Below are 4,597 nucleotides of genomic sequence, written 5' to 3'. Positions count from 1 at the left end.
TGCTTCGGCTGTCACCCTTCTTTTATTACTCCAGCATACTTTTTGATACACCACCAGATATTTTTATAATAAATAATATATAGCACGGGCGTCATTCAATTTTATAGCTCTCTCATCATAGTTCTCTCATCGCTAAATTTTTACAAAAAAAATAACACCTACCTAAGTAGATGTTATTACTGATGAGTTCGCTTATCACAACCTATTATTCATAACTGCCTAGATACAAATTGAATCCAGCATCTAGGCAGCGACTAATTTAAGCACAGCTACTTTAAAAACAGTGCCATCGCCTTTTTAAATAGCCCACCATATGGAGGTAATAAAACGTTTAAACCATTAAGTTTAGATTGTACAAAGATGGGTTTCATATGGCTTAAACGCTCAAAGCCAGCTTTACCATGGTAAACACCTGTGCCTGAATCGCCAACGCCGCCAAACGGTAAGTCATATTGCAATACATGCACCATGACTTCATTGATACATAAACCGCCGGATACGGTGTTGGTACGAACCTTGTCTAGCTCATGGCTATTGTCACCAAAGACGTATAGCGCCAATGGACGTGGACGCTCGTTGATAAAATCAATCGCATCATCAAGAGTGTCATAGTGCATTAATGGTAACACCGGTGCGAAAATCTCATTTTGCATCACATCGCTATCAGGCGCAGGTTCGCTGACGATAACTGGTGGCATAAGACGGGTTTCGATATTGGAATCAACATTGGTAAGCTGGTGAATGCTCTCACCCGCTAAATTATCCAAATAGCCTTTAACGCGTTTAAACTGCTCACCATTAATAATACGCGAGTAATCAGGATTATTTTCGAAATCAGGGTAGTGCTTTTCCACCCACTCTTTTGCCAGACGGATAAACTCTTCATGATATTGACGCTGAATCAACACATAATCAGGGGCAATACAAGTTTGACCCGCATTCAGTGTTTTGCCCATCATTACTCGATTGACCGCGTTTTCTAAGTTTGCACCCTCTAGGACAACAACAGGCGATTTACCACCCAGCTCAAGTGTTACTGGGGTCAAATTAGGGGCAGCAGCAGCCATGACCTTTTTACCGACTGCTGTAGAGCCGGTATACAGTAAGTGATCAAATGGTAACTCACTAAAGGCGACAGCAATATCAACTTCGCCCAGCACCACACAAATCATATCTGGGGAGAAATAGCGCGCAATAGCATCAGCAAATGTCTGGGCAAACTGCGGTGCCGCTTCACTCATTTTAATCATAATGCGATTGCCCGCAGTAAGCGCATCAATCATCGGTCCTATGGCTAAAAATAACGGATAGTTCCAAGGTACCATGATGCCGACCACCCCTAATGGCTGTGGCTGGATTTCATTGTGGGCCGGCATATACAGCGCTGAAATAGAAGCTCGCTGCGATTTCATCCATTTTTTACCGTGTTTTTTGGCATGGCTGATACCAGTAAAACTGGGGAATAATTCGGCAAACTGGGTTTCTGATTCGCTACGATAACCAAAATCTGCACTAATGGCCTTGGCAAAGCTTTCTTGATTGTCGCTAAGCATTACTTCTAAATTGTCTAATAACGTTTCCCGCGTCCCCCAATCATTAATCGGCTGGGTACGGCTCAATGTCTGCAAGCGAGCAAATTGCGCTTGCATCTCGTCAACGGTATTGGCTGTGCTAAGCGTTTTGGGCGCCAGTTGTTGCTCTAAATTTGTATCGAGCGAGGGTTGCTTATGGATATCTTGATTGTTATCTGTCATTTATCTTCCTTGTTATATGCGTTAGAGTCGATATATTATATTGGGTTAAAGGCTCTATATTTCTAATCAGAGGATGGTAGTCAGAGTGTTACGTCAATAGTAACCTCCGTAAACAAACCCTAATGAGATTCCATTCATTGTACTTTAATGTAGCGCATTGACTGCTCGATGAACAGCGTCTTTAGTTGACTACTGAGTTTGTATGAAATACGTGTCAGGCAATGCTTATATTGCTGATATTTGCTGCTATTTTTATAGCCCTATATAAATATCTTCTTAATAGATATCTTCTTAAAATTGATGCATTTATTATTGAAATTTAAGTTTGGGCAGAAATGCTAAAACTGCTACACTGAATATCAGTAATGGACCTACCTTTTAATAACAAAACCAGAAGACAGCCACCCTCATGCAAAATGCCCCCCAACCGCTCAATGATATGCTAGTCAGTAAATCATTCTCAGCCGCCGACTATGTTCCTACCCTCGACGCCATGCTAGCGCGTACGCTAGCGCGTATCGAACTTAAAAAAGAGCAAGGGTTACGTACCCCAGACGAGCTATGGATTGTCGATCACAATGACGTTTATACCCTTGGACAAGCCGGTAAAGAAGAGCACATTTTGCAACGTACCAACACCCCTATTATCAAAACGGATCGTGGTGGACAAGTAACTTGGCACGGGCACGGACAACTGGTTATTTACTGGTTGTTTGATTTAAATAGCTTAGGCTGGAGTGTACGCAACATGGTATCGCATGCCGAACAAGCCATTGAAGACGTCGTCAACGATTGTATAAAAAGTCAATCGTCACCTGACAGCACTCATATCAGCGCCCATGCTCGCCGTGATGCACCTGGGGTTTACTTATACGGCAGCTCATATAGCGCTTCATCTGATGAGCTGTCACAACTGCCATCTAACGCACCAGCAGATGATGCAATCATGCTAGGGAAAATCGCTTCTCTAGGTTTCAAAATCAAGCACGGTTTTAGCTACCATGGTATTGCTCTTAATTTAAACTGTAATTTGTCAGCATTTAACGCCATTAATCCGTGCGGTTATGCAGGGATGCAAATGTTACGATTGGCAGACTTTGTGCCAATGCAGCAGTCAAAGCAGCAGTCAAAAGTTACAGCCTTGGACGAAACTCAAAACAAACTGACTCCTCAATCGTTAAGTTATGAGCAAGTCACGCAAAAGCTCATCGATAATATTGCTCAGCGTCATGCAGGACACATTGAATTGCGTGCGTTAGCGCCAAAAGCGTCAAAGTAATGTCTTTGAGTCTTTTTTGCATAATCCTTTTACGCATAATATCTTGCATGCTTGGACTTAAGCATTATGAGAAAATTTGAGTCAAACTTGTTATAATCGCAGGCGGCACAAACTGGGCGCAGCGATAACTATGCCGCACCAACATTTCACCCTTTACTGTTCAAGTATTTATAACAAAAGCACATTGGAGCAATTTATGGCAGATTTTAATAAAATTTTAGACGCAGGCGACGTCGACGGCGGCATCATTAACGTCGTAGTAGAAATCCCAACCGGTAGCAGCCATAAAATCGAATGGAACCGCGAATTGGCGGTATTTGAGCTTGATCGTGTTGACCCGCAAATCTTTGCCAAACCTTGTAACTATGGTTTTATCCCACAGACTCTTGATGAAGATGGCGACGAGCTTGATGCCTTAATCATTACAGAACAGCCTTTAACCACTGGCATTTTCTTAAAAGCCAAAGTAATTGGCGTCATGAAGTTCGTTGATGACGGCGAAGTCGATGACAAGATCGTCGTCGTACCAGCTGACGACCGTGATACAGGCAATGCTTACAACAGCCTAGCGGACCTACCAAAGCAGCTAATCAACCAGTTAGAGTTCCATTTCAGCCACTATAAAGACCTTAAAAAACCAGGTACAACGGTCGTTGAATCTTGGGGTGACGTTGCAGAAGCCAAAGAAGTGATTAAAGAATCTATCCAGCGCTGGAAAGATCTATAATTAGTCCGGATAGCTTATAACATGAGGTTTATCATAAATAAGATAGGCTTTATGAAAAATACCGCAGACACGATGATGGCTGCGGTATTTTTTTGCTTGAATGTCAAGCTGTGTCATCAAGATGACACGCCCTAGCTATTTAAAGTAGGTATAATAAACCGTCCCGCCTATTCACATTTCTACGTCGTACTAAGGATCGTCATGTTCAACTCCGACCCCAACTCAAACCCAGTCAATGCAAAACTGCCAAAAGCGATCATTATGATGATCGAAAAAAACAACCTGGCAATGGCCATTAAAACATTGGCCGCGGACGAAAATATCAGTATGGATGATGCCAAAGTTCGAATTGATGCGTACGAGACCGAATTGAAAGTAAAGCAGCAGCAAAAGCTCAATACTATCGCAAGCAAGCAAGGCATCCCGAACCATGCTATTAGCTTTGATAGAGAGCAAGAAGCTGAGGATGAAGACGAGTCTGGAAAATTAATAAAAAACCGCGTCAAAACCACGCCGTCTGAACAAAATTTTCAGAGCTTGCAAGAAGGCGTTGATAGCAAGCTCAATGATTTAAGCTATAAAAAACCGCTTGTTCCTTATTGGGCGAAGCGATTATTGGTTATAGCGATTATTATGGCAGGGTTATTTTGGATAATGTGGCGTATCTTTGGCTAAAAGAAAACTGAAGTGTCTTGTCTGTCGACATTTTTATCAAGCATCCTTTCCGACTAACTAGGGCGTGTTGAACATTGGATATAAATTTCTGGCAAAAAAAATAGCGAACGGTTAATCTTTAAGTTCTCACACAAAAAAGATATCGTTCGCTATGCCTCGCAC

Annotated in this window: 4 protein-coding genes; 3 read left to right on the top strand and 1 reads right to left on the bottom strand. The window is 42.2% G+C overall.

The features are described 5' to 3' along the window. Window positions 1-269: 269 nt before the first annotated feature. Window positions 270-1,754, bottom strand: a complete 1,485-nt coding sequence (locus EI162_RS13505) for a coniferyl aldehyde dehydrogenase (RefSeq protein WP_192524834.1) — start codon at window positions 1,752-1,754, stop codon at window positions 270-272. A 409-nt stretch (window positions 1,755-2,163) separates the two neighbouring features. On the opposite strand from EI162_RS13505, the gene lipB reads away from it, so the two are divergent. The 3 genes from lipB to EI162_RS13490 all read left to right on the top strand — a co-directional run bounded on the left by lipB (window position 2,164) and on the right by EI162_RS13490 (window position 4,435). Then, complete coding sequence (gene lipB / locus EI162_RS13500; RefSeq protein ID WP_192524833.1) at window positions 2,164-3,033, top strand: lipoyl(octanoyl) transferase LipB; 870 nt, start codon at window positions 2,164-2,166, stop codon at window positions 3,031-3,033. A gap of 196 nt (window positions 3,034-3,229) precedes the next feature. Then, entirely contained in the window at window positions 3,230-3,760 is a 531-nt protein-coding gene (locus EI162_RS13495; protein WP_192524832.1) for an inorganic diphosphatase, read from the top strand. A 201-nt stretch (window positions 3,761-3,961) separates the two neighbouring features. Beyond that, complete coding sequence (locus tag EI162_RS13490; protein ID WP_192524831.1) at window positions 3,962-4,435, top strand: hypothetical protein; 474 nt, start codon at window positions 3,962-3,964, stop codon at window positions 4,433-4,435. Window positions 4,436-4,597 lie beyond the last annotated feature (162 nt).

Source organism: Psychrobacter sp. FME6, assembly GCF_014861365.1.
Classification (GTDB): domain Bacteria; phylum Pseudomonadota; class Gammaproteobacteria; order Pseudomonadales; family Moraxellaceae; genus Psychrobacter.
This window is presented reverse-complemented; position numbering and strand designations above follow the sequence as displayed.